This window comes from Methylotenera sp. L2L1 (assembly GCF_000744605.1).
Classification (GTDB): domain Bacteria; phylum Pseudomonadota; class Gammaproteobacteria; order Burkholderiales; family Methylophilaceae; genus Methylotenera.
In genome coordinates this window covers 1,349,221-1,363,089 of sequence record NZ_JQMG01000001.1, presented here as the reverse complement: position 1 = coordinate 1,363,089, position 13,869 = coordinate 1,349,221, and the positions used below count along the sequence as shown (strand labels likewise).

Annotated in this window: 18 protein-coding genes and 1 tRNA gene; 5 read left to right on the top strand and 14 right to left on the bottom strand. The window is 43.4% G+C overall.

The genetic code is table 11. The features are described 5' to 3' along the window. Window positions 1-283: 283 nt before the first annotated feature. The 3 genes from FG24_RS06515 (at window position 284) to FG24_RS06505 (ending at window position 1,839) form a co-directional block, all read left to right on the top strand. Entirely contained in the window at window positions 284-628 is a 345-nt protein-coding gene (locus tag FG24_RS06515; RefSeq protein WP_036302105.1) for a DUF4144 family protein, read from the top strand. A gap of 133 nt (window positions 629-761) precedes the next feature. Further along, entirely contained in the window at window positions 762-1,379 is a 618-nt protein-coding gene (locus tag FG24_RS06510) for a LexA family protein (RefSeq protein ID WP_036302103.1), read from the top strand. A 151-nt stretch (window positions 1,380-1,530) separates the two neighbouring features. Beyond that, window positions 1,531-1,839, top strand: coding sequence for a thioredoxin family protein (locus tag FG24_RS06505; RefSeq protein ID WP_036302100.1), 309 nt, complete (start codon window positions 1,531-1,533; stop codon window positions 1,837-1,839). 97 nt (window positions 1,840-1,936) lie between these two features. On the opposite strand, the gene FG24_RS12730 is transcribed toward FG24_RS06505, so the two are convergent. The 4 genes from FG24_RS12730 to FG24_RS06495 all read right to left on the bottom strand — a co-directional run bounded on the left by FG24_RS12730 (window position 1,937) and on the right by FG24_RS06495 (window position 3,959). Next, window positions 1,937-2,083, bottom strand: a complete 147-nt coding sequence (locus tag FG24_RS12730) for a hypothetical protein (protein WP_200876873.1) — start codon at window positions 2,081-2,083, stop codon at window positions 1,937-1,939. 155 nt (window positions 2,084-2,238) lie between these two features. Beyond that, the gene (gene pqqA / locus FG24_RS12525; RefSeq protein ID WP_012777389.1) at window positions 2,239-2,310 is read right to left on the bottom strand and encodes a pyrroloquinoline quinone precursor peptide PqqA; all 72 of its coding nucleotides are present in this window, start codon (window positions 2,308-2,310) and stop codon (window positions 2,239-2,241) included. 156 nt (window positions 2,311-2,466) lie between these two features. Further along, window positions 2,467-3,711, bottom strand: a complete 1,245-nt coding sequence (locus FG24_RS06500) for a PQQ-dependent sugar dehydrogenase (RefSeq protein ID WP_235189730.1) — start codon at window positions 3,709-3,711, stop codon at window positions 2,467-2,469. A 163-nt stretch (window positions 3,712-3,874) separates the two neighbouring features. Beyond that, window positions 3,875-3,959, bottom strand: a tRNA-Leu gene (locus FG24_RS06495). A 63-nt stretch (window positions 3,960-4,022) separates the two neighbouring features. On the opposite strand from FG24_RS06495, the gene queA reads away from it, so the two are divergent. Both queA and FG24_RS06485 read left to right on the top strand, forming a co-directional pair. Further along, entirely contained in the window at window positions 4,023-5,066 is a 1,044-nt protein-coding gene (queA, locus tag FG24_RS06490; RefSeq protein ID WP_036302095.1) for a tRNA preQ1(34) S-adenosylmethionine ribosyltransferase-isomerase QueA, read from the top strand. 81 nt (window positions 5,067-5,147) lie between these two features. After that, window positions 5,148-6,020, top strand: a complete 873-nt coding sequence (locus tag FG24_RS06485; RefSeq protein ID WP_051901452.1) for a hypothetical protein — start codon at window positions 5,148-5,150, stop codon at window positions 6,018-6,020. A gap of 104 nt (window positions 6,021-6,124) precedes the next feature. Here the strand turns inward: FG24_RS06485 and FG24_RS06480 are convergent, their stop codons facing one another. The 10 genes from FG24_RS06480 to arfB all read right to left on the bottom strand — a co-directional run bounded on the left by FG24_RS06480 (window position 6,125) and on the right by arfB (window position 13,687). Continuing rightward, window positions 6,125-6,754: a lytic transglycosylase domain-containing protein gene (locus FG24_RS06480; RefSeq protein ID WP_036302094.1), complete on the bottom strand. Its 630-nt coding sequence runs from the start codon at window positions 6,752-6,754 to the stop codon at window positions 6,125-6,127. Window positions 6,755-6,791: 37 nt separating this feature from the next. After that, the gene (locus FG24_RS06475) at window positions 6,792-8,513 is read right to left on the bottom strand and encodes a proline--tRNA ligase (protein ID WP_036302093.1); all 1,722 of its coding nucleotides are present in this window, start codon (window positions 8,511-8,513) and stop codon (window positions 6,792-6,794) included. Window positions 8,514-8,609: 96 nt separating this feature from the next. Continuing rightward, window positions 8,610-9,185: a hypothetical protein gene (locus FG24_RS06470; RefSeq protein WP_235189729.1), complete on the bottom strand. Its 576-nt coding sequence runs from the start codon at window positions 9,183-9,185 to the stop codon at window positions 8,610-8,612. 49 nt (window positions 9,186-9,234) lie between these two features. Then, window positions 9,235-9,771 (bottom strand): TPM domain-containing protein, encoded by a 537-nt coding sequence (locus FG24_RS06465; RefSeq protein ID WP_235189728.1) that lies wholly within the window; start codon window positions 9,769-9,771, stop codon window positions 9,235-9,237. Continuing rightward, window positions 9,771-10,619: a TPM domain-containing protein gene (locus FG24_RS06460; RefSeq protein WP_432205668.1), complete on the bottom strand. Its 849-nt coding sequence runs from the start codon at window positions 10,617-10,619 to the stop codon at window positions 9,771-9,773. Before FG24_RS06460 ends, FG24_RS06465 begins: the two co-directional genes overlap by 1 nt. Before the next feature lie 22 nt (window positions 10,620-10,641). Continuing rightward, window positions 10,642-11,238 (bottom strand): LemA family protein, encoded by a 597-nt coding sequence (locus tag FG24_RS06455; protein ID WP_036302091.1) that lies wholly within the window; start codon window positions 11,236-11,238, stop codon window positions 10,642-10,644. A 77-nt stretch (window positions 11,239-11,315) separates the two neighbouring features. After that, a complete protein-coding gene (locus FG24_RS06450; RefSeq protein ID WP_036302090.1) occupies window positions 11,316-12,008 on the bottom strand; it encodes a hypothetical protein in 693 nt (230 codons plus the stop codon). Beyond that, window positions 12,005-12,466, bottom strand: a complete 462-nt coding sequence (rimI, locus tag FG24_RS06445) for a ribosomal protein S18-alanine N-acetyltransferase (protein ID WP_036302087.1) — start codon at window positions 12,464-12,466, stop codon at window positions 12,005-12,007. Before rimI ends, FG24_RS06450 begins: the two co-directional genes overlap by 4 nt. Then, entirely contained in the window at window positions 12,463-13,152 is a 690-nt protein-coding gene (gene tsaB / locus FG24_RS06440; RefSeq protein WP_036302085.1) for a tRNA (adenosine(37)-N6)-threonylcarbamoyltransferase complex dimerization subunit type 1 TsaB, read from the bottom strand. The genes rimI and tsaB overlap by 4 nt, the downstream gene beginning before the upstream one ends. A gap of 130 nt (window positions 13,153-13,282) precedes the next feature. Next, window positions 13,283-13,687, bottom strand: coding sequence for an alternative ribosome rescue aminoacyl-tRNA hydrolase ArfB (gene arfB / locus FG24_RS06435; protein ID WP_036302083.1), 405 nt, complete (start codon window positions 13,685-13,687; stop codon window positions 13,283-13,285). Window positions 13,688-13,869 lie beyond the last annotated feature (182 nt).

Genomic DNA, 13,869 nt, shown 5'->3' with positions numbered 1-13,869 from the left:
TCGCGCATTAATGCATGTTTATGTATTGCCGTAATATTTTATATGTTCAATAGGCAATATTTTTGAAGATTAATTCAATGCCTAGCCAAATTGCTAGTCGAATTAATAGTGACTTAGCGGTGGCTAAGCTGAGCACTTTGTGTGCTAAAACTCAAGCCTATAGCGTTTATAATATCAACACTTATTCACTTTAGTGAAAATTATTATATTGATCACACAAAACAAAGCGCTATACTTTCTATTGTGTATGCGGCTTAAAATGAATTAAATATCATAGACATTAATGAATCAATCCAATTATCAATCAAATTTAAGTCTAGTGAATTTTCCTGTCGTAATCAAACTACATGCAGATGATGAATTAATGTTAATCGCCGACAAATCAAACTTTGAAGATGATCAGCACCTTAAGGACATGTACTTCCAACCACAGGATATTTTGATTGATAGCCTCGGCCAAGTGTTTAAACTCCATAAGGCTCATGAGTTAACATTATTAAAAACAGCCAACGTCATGCCGCTTGATGATGTGATTAAGTTGGTTCAATTGCATCTATCGAATCATGGCACATGCTGCATTTCAAAATTCTCAGCAGACTCTATTCCAGAAGCACTCAATTGTCTTTAATAAAGTGAGAATTCACACCCTAGCTTAGCGCACTGCGTTAACGTGAGTCCTAAGTGAATCCTCGGCAATATTAAAATACGTAGCCATTTTAATTTGATTGCACAATCATTTTGATTAACGTAACATTAATTAAATGAACGATTTATCTAAAATCCATAAAGCAGGCGGCAAGCGCGAAGGTGCTGGCCGTAAGATTGGCTCGGGAAAGTTTCGTGAGCAAACATCAGTGCTGAGAATCCCAACAAGCCAAGCACCTGTCATTAAAGATTTTTTAGCCGCTTACCAAAGAAAAAAAATGACGACCGATTTAGATGTAGTAACAGAATTTGAATTACCCGCTTTAGCAACGCAATCGATTGAACTGCCATTATATAGCTCTAAAGTGTCTGCAGGATTACCTAGCCCAGCTGAAGAACATGTAGAACAAAGGCTAGACCCTAATGACTTTCTGATTGATAAAAAAGACACCACGTTCTTCGTGACAATTCAAGGCTACTCAATGGTAGATATAGGTTTGTTACCAGGAGACAAAGCTGTGGTTGACCGCTCGAAAATTGCCTCTATCGGCGATATTATATTGGCGGTAATTGATGGTGAGTTTACGATTAAGACCTTAAGCAGAACTAAAGAGGGCAATATTCGCCTATTACCTGCAAACTCAACAGGCACTTACTCTCCGATTAACATCACAGAGGAAATGAACTTTGAAGTGTGGGGCGTGGTGACAGGCTCTTTTAGACGCTTCAAATAATGCATATCAGGCAGGCTGTGTCACATCGCTGAAATTATCTCTGCGGGATTACTCCACAATTTCTGTGGGTAAAGTTGTGGGATGCATGGGTATAGCTAATCTAAGTACCTAGTATCTATCAATATATTCTTTGAGAGGCTTTATTAAACACATGCACCCAACCCCACCAATTAATCGCGAGTTCCTAGATCAGCTTTCAGGCCTGACGATAGTAGAGTTCGGTGCAGAATGGTGTGGATATTGTCAGGCAGCTCAATCTATCATTAACAATACAATCACTGGCTATCCTGATATTAAACATATCAAAATTGAAGATGGCAAAGGTCAACGCTTAGGACGCACTTATGCGGTCAAACTATGGCCAACACTCATCTTTTTAAAAGATGGTATAGAAGTTAACAGAGTTGTTCGTCCGTCAAACGAGAAAGTCATCGCAGAGGCTCTGGCTACGCTCAAGTAACACCGATGGGCGCATCTATAACAGCCAACCAATCGCTGAGTGCATACATCAATCACTCATGTTATTTGCCTATGCCTAACATGCTGAATTTTAAACGCTAGACCATAAAGAACTGTATGGTGACTACTGGCGGGACGATAAATACGGCAGCAACAAATACTGCGGTGAAAATAAAGCGGATGAGTTTGTTTGATTCAAGCACGGGAATATCGCGTGCGTCATCATGGTGATGATAGGTGCTCATTTAAATCTCCTAAAGAAACTTTTGGTTTCTTGTTTATTACAATTGAAGTGGGTAACTTCAGCGAATGCTTTAATAGTGGGTAACTATCAGCAAGCTTTATGTCATACAAATGACAAAGGGAGCCTAAGCTCCCTATTGTAAAGCATGAACAATGATTATTTGTTCATTACGTACATTGTTACTTCAAAGCCAAAACGCATTTCTGTCGCTGCTGGTGTTGTCCACATAATATTTCTCCAAAGTTTAATCTTGTAAGAACTGACGGCTGTCTTGTTCGTGTGAATGAATTATGCGCTTGTACAGATTATCAACCCTATTGTTGTTCATGAACAGCAGCTAAGTAAAATCATGAATAGATGGTGAAGCATAAATAGATGGTTAAGTTAGTGAATAGGTTTAAGCTGAAACACTTTGTCATCGGCAACCATATATAGCAAATTATCTGGGCCTTGCCGCACATCCCTTACCCTGCCAACATTCTTGAATAGGCGCTCTTCACTGACGACTTTATCGCCCTCAAGCTTTAGCTTAACCAGCGTCTGAAACTTAAGTGACCCAACAAAAAGCTGTCCCTTCCAATCAGGATAAGCATCGCCTGTATAAAATGCCATTCCTGAAGGTGCGATTGATGGTACCCATTTATAAACAGGCTGCACCATACCAGCTTTATGCGTACCCTCACCTATTTTGGTGCCGATAAAGTAATTCACGCCATAAGTAATGACAGGCCAGCCATAATTAACACCCGCTTGCAGAATATTAATTTCATCACCACCTTGCGGGCCATGCTCATGCGTCCATATTTTTCCTGTCCATGGATTCACCACTGCGCCCTGCACATTACGATGTCCGAATGTGTACGCTTCTGTTGCATGTTCAGATGGACTGATGACAGGGTTATCTTTTGGAACACGACCATCATCATGCAGCCTAATCACCTTACCAATATGATGGCTGACCACTTGCGCACGCTCTTGCTCACCGCGGTCACCTAATGTGACATATAAATAACCTTGTTGGTCAAATACGATACGTGAGCCAAAATGATGATCTTTCTGTAATTTTGGCTTTTGTGTAAAGATCACTGCTTGCTGCTGCAACTGATTATTTTGTAGCTTTGCCCGCATGACCTCGACCCCAACACCTTGATTATCCTTAGCGGTATAAGTCAGGTATAGCCAACCATTTTCACGATAATTAGGATGCAGGACCACATCAAGTAGGCCGCCTTGACCTAACGCTTCCACCATCGGAACACCAGCAACAGGAGCTGCCAATAACTTTCCATGTTCAATCACACGTAAACGTCCTGGTTTCTCTGTCACCAGTATTTTTCCATCGGGTAAAAAAGCAATACTCCAAGGAGAAGCTAAACCTGTGGCAATAGGCTTAAGTGAGACATTTTTAACAGTAATTGTCTTTGCTTGCTCTGCCAACAAAGGCATATAGCTTACTACACCAACAATAGCTATCAACAATAGCAAACCACAAAGAATAAGTTTTCGTCCTGTCATTAACCTAGCCATCATTCCCCCATATATTCCGAGTAAGTCATCTACATGCAGAATTCTATGATCACACAACTGCGAAAACTGCTCAACATGTGTGTTGACCCAGTTTATCATCATAAATTCAGGTTAAAAAAGTACTCATCCCAGCATTCACTCCCCAAGCACTGAAATACAAACATCTAGTCGCCTATTTCAAACTAGTGATAATCGGAGATATTTTTTGAGAAAGTACGGTTGAAAATAAAAAAGGCTTCTCAAAGAGAAGCCTTTTTTATTATTTTGGTGCCCAGGGCCGGAATCGAACCGGCACGCCTCGCGGCGCGGGATTTTGAGTCCCGTGCGTCTACCAATTCCGCCACCTGGGCTCTTTTGGAATTATACATTACTGTATAATTGCGATTTCGCTATTATAGCAAGCTATGAGCCATATGAAAACCCAAGATTTCGATTTTTATCTACCTTCTTCATTAATTGCACAACATCCTTCCACTGAACGCACAGCCAGCCGCATGCTATACCTGAATAGCGCGAGCAGTGAATTAACGGATAAACAGTTTCTAGACTTCCCCGATTTCTTCAAAGCTGGGGATTTACTTATTTTTAACGATACCCGCGTTATCAAGGCACGCTTATTTGGAAATAAGCACTCTGGTGGCAGTGTTGAAGTACTGATTGAACGAGTCATTAACCAAAATACCGCTTATGCCCATGTGCGCGCATCACGAGCGCCTAAAGTTGGAAGCCGCATCACCCTCAGCGAAGCATTTGATGTGGAAGTCACTGCTCGCCATGATGACTTATTTGAACTGCATTTCTTAAGTGATGTTTCTGTGTTTGATTTGCTTGAGCAGCATGGCGCATTACCGCTGCCGCCCTATATCACCCACAGTGCAACAAACCATGATGAAGAGCGCTACCAAACCGTATATGCAAAACACCTAGGCGCAGTGGCTGCACCTACCGCAGGTTTACACTTCAGCACAGAGATTCTAGAGCAACTCAAAACCAAAGGCGTGAGTATCGCTTATGTTACCCTGCATGTGGGTGCCGGCACATTTCAACCTGTCCGTGTAGATGACGTAGCAGACCACAAAATGCACAGCGAGCTGTTCCATGTGCCCCAAGAAACCGTCTCACTAATTGAGGCTACAAAAGCAAATGGCGGCATCGTCACGGCCATCGGTACAACCGCAATGCGCGCACTGGAAAGTGCAGCAAGAAGTGGAACATTGGCCGCAGGTGAAGGCGACACTGATATTTTCATTACGCCTGGGTATCGGTTTAATGTGGTTGATCGCCTGCTTACTAATTTCCATCTACCTAAAAGCACCTTACTCATGCTAGTCTCTGCATTTGCAGGGACAGATAATATTAAAAAAGCCTATGCACATGCTGTAGATAATCAATATCGATTCTTTAGTTATGGTGATGCCATGCTGATTGAGAAGCTAGCATTAGCACCATCAGTTTAAAGGTAACAACGATAATGATTGAACAAGTTTTGGAATATTTTGACTAACAACCACTTAACCGTTTTAAGAAATAGAGACAAAATGCGCGCATTGACCTTACTTATCCCTATTGCCCTGTTGACGCTAGCATCAGCGGCTAACGCGGAGATATTACCTGAAGCACAAGTTGGCATTAAGATTCCACTCGCGAAGAAACCAACGACACGTCCATTTTCTGTGGCACATATCCCAGGCTTAAAACGTTATTACATTGCAGACGGCGGTTTAGCCCCTATGGGAAGCGAAACAGAAGCGCCTTATTCAAAGTCAATGATTCACGCTTATGATGAAAACAGTCAATATATTAACTCTTCACGCCCAGGCTACGATAACCGTTCACTGTATTACAACACCAATACGCATCAACTAGAGACGATTACCTACAATATTTCTAGCGATTTAGGATTTGCCCCAAACTCAGGTATTTTCTCGATTCATTTAACCGAATCTGGCGAGCTAAAAGACTCATCAGATGAAATTTCGCAGTTTAATCCTGCATTCGGCGATTCTGCGACGATACCTAGCTATGATGCTGAAAATAAACGCTATTTCGCCAAACAAGCACGTAGCAATAAAGTATTGATTGTGGATCCAAAAAGCAGAGAGAAAATAGGTGACATCACCCTAGAAATCGATAAAGCAGGTGCCGCACCAGATGACATCAGCGACTCATTTATTGCCTACACTGCAATTAAGGGGGAAGAGCTTGCTTTACTTGATGTAGACCATAAAGCAGTCTTAGTGTTTGATATTACAGGTAAATATATTGGAAGATCTGAATTACCTAAGACCATGAAATTACGTGCAAATAACCATTACACAGGCTTGGGCTATGCCAACCAAATGCTGTTTGTGTTCCATGAGCCAGAAGGTGAATTTGGCACGTATTATGGATTTAAGATACAAAAAGAATAGTAATAGCAAAGAATAGCAATCACTGTGATGATAAAAAAACCGCCTCTTAACCGTTGCGGTTTTTTTATAGCATTAAAATTTATAGCGTTAAAACAAAATACGGTTTAAATGTTTTTAGGGGTGACTTTCCAATTGTTTGGCGTGTAATCCCAATGCTTGCGCCAAGCACCAAGCACCAAGTTTGGATATTGCGGCTTACCCAAGCTGCCGTTATAACGACCCAGTGCACGGTATAAATCACCACGCTCAATATCGACATAGTGCCTTAAGATTGTGCAGCCATAACGTAAATTGGTACGCAGCAAAAACAAATTATGGTCATTGGCACCAATGCTACGCACCCAAAAAGGCATCACTTGCATAAACCCGCGTGCACCTACCGATGAAACTGCATACTTCTTAAAGCCACTTTCCACTTGAATTAAACCAAGCACCATTTGTGGATCTAACCCTGCCCTACTTGCTTCATAGTGCACAGTACGCAGAAAGTCTTCTCTATGCTGCTGGTCTGGCATGCGCTTTTGCAGGCGCTGTGACATTTCGTTCAGCCATGCGCGGCCTTCTTCTTCGGTCGCAAACGTGAGCGTAGGCACTGCACGGTCACTCACGCTGCGCTGCATCAGTGCTTTGACGCTATTAGAAAGCGGCTCTTCTTTCTGCGAGCCAGCAAAGCTCATGTTGGGCACTAAAGCGCCTAACAACACAAGCAAGCTAATTCGTAAGATTTTAAGCACGAAAATTTCCTAATGCATCAATTGTAATAGTTTGATACTAAGCCAAACTCTGCACAAACTCAACCACAGACGCCAACGCTACAGCCTGTGCATCAGCTTGTGTTCTCGCCTTATACTCGACGTTACCTTCGTTCAGGCCACGTTCACCAATCACGAAACGATGCGGAATCCCCATTAAATCAGCCTCGGCAAACATCACACCTGGACGCTCACCTCTGTCATCTAGCAACACATCAACACCTGCTGCCTGCAAATCATCATGTAGTTGATTCGCTGCCGCTTTAACCGCTTCAGACTTATCATAGCCAATTGCACAAATCACCACTTCAAATGGCGCCATGCTCTTAGGGAATATGATGCCGCGCTCGTCATTGCCTTGCTCAATAGCAGCACCCACAATACGCGATACACCAATCCCGTAACAACCCATTTCCATTACTTGGGTTTGTCCATTTTCATCTAGGTAGGTTGCGCTCATGGCTTCTGAGTATTTGGTACGTAGTTGGAATATATGACCAACCTCGATGCCTCGGCATAAAGACAATACGCCTTTACCATCAGGGCTAGCATCACCCGCCACCACATTACGGATGTCTGCCACGACAACAGGCTCAGGCAAATCACGGCCAAAATTCACACCAGCTAAGTGATATTTAGGCTTGTTAGCACCACACACAAAATCACTCATCAGTGACACTGTTTTATCTGCAATCACCGTCACATTAGCACCAACGCCAACAGGGCCGATAAAGCCAGGTGGGCAGTTAAGGTTAGCGCGAATCTCTTCTTCAGTAGCAAATCTGAAGTCTGCAAAACCTGCAAGCTTGCCTAGTTTTACTTCATTTAGGTGATGGTCACCACGCAATAAGGCTAAGTAAAATTTGTCATTGCCCGTAGCATCTTTAGCAATCAAGGCAATCGCCTTCACCGTACGCTCAATGCTGATTTCCAATAGCTTGGCCACATCTTCACAGGCAGTTTGTTTAGGTGTATCTACTTCACGCATGCTATCTGTCGCATCTGCGCGCTTATTATTTGCTGGAACCGCCTCAGCTAATTCCACATTCGCTGCAAAATCTGAGGTCTCGCAATAGGCTAAGCCATCTTCACCGGAGTCTGCCAACACGTGAAACTCATGAGAGCCATCGCCACCAATCGCGCCTGTGTCTGCTTTTACCGCGCGGAATTTAAGCCCTAAACGCGTGAATACATTGCTGTAAGCCTGATACATCGTTTCATAAGTTTTTTCTAAAGAGGCAAAATCCGTATGGAATGAATACGCATCTTTCATCATAAACTCACGCGCACGCATCACACCAAAGCGTGGGCGAATCTCATCACGGAACTTAGTCTGTATTTGATAAAAGTTAAGTGGCAATTGCTTGTAACTGCGGATTTCTTTACGCGCAATATCCGTAATCACTTCTTCATGCGTTGGACCAAAGCAAAACTCACGCTCGTGTCTATCTTGAATTTTAAGCATTTGTGGACCAAACACAGCCCAACGGCCAGTTTCTTCCCACAGCTCTTTAGGCTGTACTGCCGGCATTAATAACTCTAACGCACCCGCATTGTTCATTTCCTCACGCACCACGCGCTCGACCTTACGCAACACACGCAAGCCTAAAGGCATCCAGCTATATAGTCCTGAACCTAAGCGTTTAATCAGGCCTGCACGCACCATCAAGATATGGCTTTGCAGTTCGGCTTCGTTAGGGGCTTCTTTTTGAGTATTAAAGAAAAATTGAGAGGCGCGCATAGTAGTTTGAGATCGGTGCTAAATAAAAATGCGAATTTTACAGATAATCAGTGTGTTAGTCAGTAATACTTATTACACTGCACCCACAAGCTTTAATTATTTAACGTCAGATCGGCCTTTTAAGATGGGGCTGTCTGGTGGAAAGTAGCCGGATTTCCATAATGAAAGCGGCACAATGGTGGCAGGATAGCCATTATCATAAAACCAGCTATCGACAGCATAACGCTCACCCGTTGCAAGTTCATGCATCACGGCTGTACTATGCGGCCAGCCAAACAGAAAGAAACTGCGTGTACGCATATCGTCTATTTGATGAAGTTTAATTAAGCCATGCTGTTGCATCAAACGCATATAAGTTGTGCTGTTAATGGCTTCATCGTTGCAATCTAGCTGCCCTGAATACTTGGAGTTATCAAAGGTACCGGCACGATCAGTACTTGTTGCAGTTTTGGTGCCGACCATTTTCTCCAGCGCCCCAATCGCGTCTGCAATATGTTTTCGTTCCAATTGTGCATCTGTCGTCTGGGTTGGACTCTCGAATATAGCAGTGATGGTTTTCCACTCATCATCAGCCAACGATGTCTGTTTGATTTCGGCACAACCACCGCCTGTGCAGATTTCAAATGCTTCTAGTGTTGGTGTTTGTTTATAAATACGGGTGATGTCAGTCATTGCCGCTTGCAGATTCAATGGTATCAATAAACCGATACCCAGCAAGCATCTATAAAATAACTGGGGCGTTAGGTAGCTCATTATGATTTTCACCCTTAGCTGGGTAATATTGAATAAGGTGTTCGCTAATCTTTGATATACCGTAAATCACGCCAGCCTCAAATTGTCCTTGCCTGAACATAAGTTCCATTTGGCGGCTAATCTGCTCCCAACCAGCACTTCTCACATGCTGATGTATGCCACGATCGGCCAGAATCTCAAAATCATGGTCTGCTAACAACAGGTAGATCAACACCCCATTATTTTGCGCGGTATCCCAAACTTTTAATTCTGAAAAAACCTCCAACGCACGTTGTTTAGCTGTTTTCCTGCGCATCAGTTCTAACAACGATAATTTAGCCTCAACTGCAAAACGAATCTCGCCTAAATGCAACGCTTCACTATTGGCGATAGCAGCTTCAATACGTTGTATTGCAGCATGAGAAAAATGCTTTTTAACTGCGCCAGGTAAAATGCAGAGGTGTCGACACCAACGTTTTAGACACCAGCGTTTTATATACCAGCGCTTCATGAATTTAGCTGCCATTACCAATCTCCTGACGCGCCGCCGCCGCCAAAATCACCGCCGCCACCGCCACTCCAGCTATCGGAGGAATGTCCCCCGCTATATGTACCGCCACCAAAATTTCCTAACCCTGCAGGACCTATCAATGTCAGTACAAATACGACAACACCTAACAGCAATGCAATTAACAAAGCTACGCCAAAAAACCAAGCTAGCATGGCAATCGCGCCGCCATTCAACACACCGCCGAAGAAATCACCAAATATTGCGCGTAACAAACCACCTAATATCAATCCGCCTATCAGCAGCAAGGGTAAAAAGTCGGTAAAACTGCCCTGATTATTTTGCTTAGCAGGTGCCGGCAACTGCTCACCCGCAACTAAGCCGATGATAGCATCCACCGCTTTAGTGATACCGCCATAAAAATCACCCTGTCTAAAATGCGGCGCCATGACTTCCGTAATCACACGCTTGGCAATTAAGTCAGGGATCGCGCCTTCTAAACCATACCCGACTTCAATCCGCATTTTGCGGTCATCTTTTGCTACGACCAATAGCACACCGTCATCTTCTTTCTCGCGCCCCAGCTTCCAAGCCTCAGCAACACGGATACTATATTGCTCAATCACCTCGGGCTGGGTAGTGGGCACAATCAAGACAGCAATCTGGCTGCCTTTTTCTTGCTCAAATGCCGCTATTTTTTGCTCAAGGGCACTTTGCTGTTCTGGGATTAATGTTTGGGTTAAATCGGTAACGCGGTGCTGTAAAACGGGAATAGATACAAGCTCGGCATGCACATTAAACGATGCAAATAGCATCACGCAAAGTGCAAACAAGCTTGCTCTAAACAATGAAGACACGCTAATCACTCAAGGGTTAACGTTAGTGTGATTATTTACTTTCAAAATTAACAGTAGGGGCGACAGAAATCGCTTTCTCATTTTCTACTGTAAATGATGGTTTCGCTTTATAACCTAGCATCATTGCTGTTAGATTATTAGGAAAACTACGCACCGCAATATTGTAGTTTTTAATGGTTTCAATATAACGATTACGTGCAACAGTAATGCGGTTTTCTGTACCTTCCAGCTGCGCCTGTAGATCTCTAAAACCTTGATCAGCTTTCAGATTAGGGTAGTTTTCTGACACCGCTAACAAACGTGACAATGCAGAACTGAGCTGTCCCTGTGCTGCCTGAAATTTGGCAAAAGCCTCAGGATCATTCAATAACTCAGGCGTCACTTGCATACTGCCCACTTTTGAACGCGCATCCGCTACTTCTGTCAGCACTTCTTTTTCATGTGAGGCATAGCCTTTTACCACATTGACCAAATTAGGCACTAAATCGGCTCTGCGCTGGTATTGATTCAGCACTTCAGACCAACCAGCTTTTGACTCCTCATCCAGCGATTGAAAGGTGTTGTACCCGCAACCAGTTAAACTTAATACAAGTAATATCGCAAAAAATCTTAACGCTAAATTTTTCATGGTGATTCCTCTGAAATTGTCCAATTATTCGGTATCAATATTGTGCTACATCTTTAAATTTACAAGTGTTACGGTGCTTACAAGTTTTGCAGAATACGTTTAGCAGTGCATAAGTCTACCCAAGCTTTTGCTTTATAAGCAGTATTCTTCAACAAGAATTCAGGATGATAAGTAATCACCACTGGTAAACCTTGGTAGTAAACTGGACTTACTAATTGCTTGTTGCGCCAATCATCGATTGTTTGCAACTGTCCAAGCAAACTATTCGCAGCAGACTCGCCCATGACCATCACTAACTTAACGACATGCTCATTGAGCGTATCTAAGGTTGCATTTGGCATATCAATACGACAGCTCATATTAATCGCTTTAAGTATATTGCCCAAAAGCGTTTCTACATCCTGCGTATCATTACTTTCAATCGCACTATCCAGCACAAAAGCTAAGCTTGCATCATCACTGATCAATAAACGGAAAGGCTTAGCAGGCGTCACAATTGCCGCAACCTCTTCCACATCCTCGTTATCCAGCGACGCTGGCTCAATAACTGGCTCAATAACTGGCTCAATAACTGGCTCAATAACTGGCTCAATAACTGGCTCAAATTGCGGGCTTAATTGCGGGCTTAATTGCGGAGCCAGTTCAGTAGCAACTTCGCTCACAGAATTTAATACCGAGACATTTTGAACGGTAGGCAGCTGGCCTTTTAGTTGCCAAACAGGCAGCAACTCGAGCTCTCTCAGCATATCCTCACGCGTCATCAAGCTCATATTGCCAATCCCATTAAAATTGCGTCTTCACGTCCATGATGCGCTGGGTAATACCCTCGGCGCACAGCCATTTCATTGAATCCAATATTCTCATATAAAGCGATGGCAGAAATATTACTGGCTCTTACCTCTAAAAACATATTGGCGGCTTTGAGCTCTTGCGAAATGTATATCATGTGCTCCAATAAAAGCCGTCCCAATCCTTGTTTTTGATATGATTGACTGATACTTAAGTTTAACAAATGTGCCTCATCTAACACCATCATCATCAAGGCGTACCCAATGATATTGGTATCTTGCACCATCACCCATGCACTATGCGCCGATTTAAGGGAGTCCGCAAAGTTTCCGCGCGTCCAAGGGTGCGAGTAAATATGCGGCTCAATTTCCATAATAGCGTCTAAATCGCGCTCAGTCATCGCACGGAACTGGTAGTTTGGTTTAAGTACGGCACTCATAAACGTAAGCCCTGCTCTCGTTCCGCAGTCTTAAGAGCGACTCGATTACGGATATAGATTGGCATGGCATGCTCAGCAGTGTTCGCCTCACCTGATGCAAGCATCGGCTGCGCTAATGCCAAAACAGCACTCGCTATCGGCAACAAAGCCGGCTGTGTCGTTTGTACCTGTCCACGATATGCATCGGCCAACACTTCACCATAAGTTTGCCAACCACTACCGACACCAGCCCAATCATCACCGACCACCGCTGGCACTGCATCAGGCTTATACAACCCTGGCTCGATGACAGCCTGCCACCCCGAAGCGCTTTTTACATAGGCCGCATGATAAACCTCACCCATGCGAGCATCTAAACAAGCAATCACTTTAGACTCACCGCTTGCCTCAGCCAACGCCATCAGGGTACAAACACCTACCACAGGCAAATTAGCCCCAAAGCCCAAGCCTTGTGCCACACCAGCCGCGATACGAACACCAGTAAATGAGCCTGGCCCAGCGCCAAACGCTAACCCATTTAAATCCTGTAATTGAAGCTCTGCTTGATTCAATAAACGTTGAATCTCTGGCAAAATAATTTGTGAATGGGTCTGCCCAGCCAACACATCATACTTAAAGACAATGCTATCTCGCATAACGGCAAGTGACAAATATTCGGTTGAGGTATCAAAAGCTAATAGATTCATTGGTTAGAGTTTAGGTCAGATTTTAAATTTCACTAAAAAAACACATCATGCCACGGCCGTCCGAGCTGCTTTTAGGTCACTATTGATATAAATAGGCTTAATAAAGCGATAGGACAATATGTGCGGAGTTTTACTCCCCCGCTATTTTGCCACGCAATTGCTTTAAATGCCCGCGTTGTGACTTACTTTCCAACCTGCGCTGCTTAGATCCATAAGTCGGCCGCGTCGCATAGCGTGTGGGTTTCACCTGATTCGCCGCATTGATAATCTCATGCAAGCGTTGAATTGCATCTTTCTTATTCGCTTCTTGCGTACGGTATTGTTGCGCCTTAATCACCAACACGCCATCATCATTAATACGACTATCCTTAATATGGAGCAAGCGCTCCTTTAACCAGTCACTTAGGCTTGAAGCCTTAATATCAAATCGTAAATGAATTGCACTCGATACCTTATTGACATTTTGACCACCCGCCCCCTGAGCGCGAATGGCAGTCAGCTCGTATTCACCTTCTGGAATCTGAATGAAATGCATGACGACAATACTTAGATATCAATTAAAAAAGCAACTATAGCGTAATTAATTTAATACACCGACAAAATTAAAAAGCCGACAAATCGTCAGCTTTTCTGATTGCGTTTGAAGTACATACTCTAAAACACATTTTCAGAGTAACGCTCATCGTCGCTTACCAAGACGAAGATATCTTTACTCAT

Bases quoted from the DNA above. Each gene is read 5' to 3' on its own strand.
- FG24_RS06515 (WP_036302105.1), top strand. From the start codon at position 284: ATGAATCAATCCAATTATCAATCAAATTTAAGTCTAGTGAATTTTCCT.
- FG24_RS06510 (WP_036302103.1), top strand. From the start codon at position 762: ATGAACGATTTATCTAAAATCCATAAAGCAGGCGGCAAGCGCGAAGGT.
- FG24_RS06505 (WP_036302100.1), top strand. From the start codon at position 1,531: ATGCACCCAACCCCACCAATTAATCGCGAGTTCCTAGATCAGCTTTCA.
- FG24_RS12730 (WP_200876873.1), bottom strand. From the start codon at position 2,083: ATGAGCACCTATCATCACCATGATGACGCACGCGATATTCCCGTGCTT.
- FG24_RS06500 (WP_235189730.1), bottom strand. From the start codon at position 3,711: ATGATGATAAACTGGGTCAACACACATGTTGAGCAGTTTTCGCAGTTG.
- queA (WP_036302095.1), top strand. From the start codon at position 4,023: ATGAAAACCCAAGATTTCGATTTTTATCTACCTTCTTCATTAATTGCA.
- FG24_RS06485 (WP_051901452.1), top strand. From the start codon at position 5,148: ATGCGCGCATTGACCTTACTTATCCCTATTGCCCTGTTGACGCTAGCA.
- FG24_RS06475 (WP_036302093.1), bottom strand. From the start codon at position 8,513: ATGCGCGCCTCTCAATTTTTCTTTAATACTCAAAAAGAAGCCCCTAAC.
- FG24_RS06470 (WP_235189729.1), bottom strand. From the start codon at position 9,185: ATGACTGACATCACCCGTATTTATAAACAAACACCAACACTAGAAGCA.
- FG24_RS06465 (WP_235189728.1), bottom strand. From the start codon at position 9,771: ATGGCAGCTAAATTCATGAAGCGCTGGTATATAAAACGCTGGTGTCTA.
- FG24_RS06455 (WP_036302091.1), bottom strand. From the start codon at position 11,238: ATGAAAAATTTAGCGTTAAGATTTTTTGCGATATTACTTGTATTAAGT.
- FG24_RS06450 (WP_036302090.1), bottom strand. From the start codon at position 12,008: ATGAGCTTGATGACGCGTGAGGATATGCTGAGAGAGCTCGAGTTGCTG.
- rimI (WP_036302087.1), bottom strand. From the start codon at position 12,466: ATGAGTGCCGTACTTAAACCAAACTACCAGTTCCGTGCGATGACTGAG.
- tsaB (WP_036302085.1), bottom strand. From the start codon at position 13,152: ATGAATCTATTAGCTTTTGATACCTCAACCGAATATTTGTCACTTGCC.
- arfB (WP_036302083.1), bottom strand. From the start codon at position 13,687: ATGCATTTCATTCAGATTCCAGAAGGTGAATACGAGCTGACTGCCATT.